The organism is Vibrio sp. Vb1574, assembly GCF_033338675.1.
Window position 1 is genome coordinate 1 of record NZ_JAWOTC010000273.1, and the last position, 1,267, is coordinate 1,267.

Annotated in this window: 2 pseudogenes; one reads left to right on the forward strand and one right to left on the reverse strand. The window is 43.2% G+C overall.

Annotation, left to right across the window (positions count from 1 at the left end):
• Positions 1 to 436, reverse strand: a pseudogene (locus R7O12_RS25475) (endonuclease/exonuclease/phosphatase family protein); the annotation flags it as partial.
• A gap of 350 nt (positions 437 to 786) precedes the next feature.
• On the opposite strand from R7O12_RS25475, the pseudogene R7O12_RS25480 reads away from it, so the two are divergent.
• Positions 787 to 1,267 (forward strand): annotated as a pseudogene (locus R7O12_RS25480) (peptidase); the annotation flags it as partial.

The window sequence follows — 1,267 nt, forward strand, 5'->3', positions numbered from 1 at the left end:
GTTCGAGGTTTGCTTCTCCGCCCGCGCCATCGAGGCTTTGTGCAACAGACAGGTAGTTCTTTTGGAAGCCTTCAAGGGCTGCTTTGTCTTCGCCTGTTCCGTCGTTGTTGTATTCCGCCATCATCAGTACATCAGGGCGATTCTTTTGAATGATCGCAGCAACGTTGCGAATTTGAATGACCTTTTCCGCAGTGGTTTTGTCTTCAGCTGCGATGGAGCCGTCTAAATAGGCTGTAACCAATGCAGCTTGCTGCGCTGGTTCAATTTGCATTTCATTTACTAAAGCTTCGAAGGTCGCGCGGTCAAAAGAGAGGTTGTAGGTGGCAATCTTTACTTCAGTTGGCTGAACGTTTACGTATTTCGTGTCGTCGTCATTGCAGCCAGTCAGTAAAGCGGCACCGATAAGGAGAGCGAGAGAAGTTTTAATTGTTTTCATGGGTACGTCATACCTTATAATTGATTCGGGCAAATATTAATAACATCAGTAATATTTGTAAGCGATATGAGTCACACAAACGTTTGCATAATTACATATACAATCAATTTTTGTGTGATTTGTGCAATAAATGCGACAGTTTCAACATCAAAAGGTTATATGCAAATTGTTAAAGGCATGTGTCGAGAGCGTTGAATCGCCATAAACTCATCCATAAGGTCTATAAATTCCTGTGCTAGACTCAATGAACAGAATAAGATCAATAAGCCTAACGTCCTGTTAAGGGATTATTCGGCGCATAAAATCTGTCAGTTTGGCTTTGCTATTTGTGCAAAATAGGGGACTTACCGATGGATCTAGGATCAAAATATCAGCGCAAGCTCGTAGTTGGCTTTGTGTTGGTGTCACCACTTCTTGTTTCACCTTCTCTCTCTGCCGCTCAGTTGGAGCGATTAGAGCCAAATCATGGACGTGTGGTTTCTCTCGAAAAGCAAAACCTTGCCGCGACCCAAAATGTCGCCAAAGCGCTTGGATTAAAGCCGGGCAATAATGTTCAAAAGCTTAAAGCCAACCAAGACAAAAATGGTGATGTCCACGTCCGGTATCAACAAACCTACAAAGGAATTCCGATCTGGGGGAAACAGATCGTTTTACACCGGGATAAACAAGGGAAAATCAAACGCTTTGGTGGTACGTTAGTTCATGATATCGGGCAAGACATTTCTAACACGACTCCTCAGCTCAACCTTGAAAGAATAAGAAGCAAAGTACAAAAGCCGTATTTGGATGTTGGCTATCACATCGAAGATCAACAGCAGGGATTGCGTATTT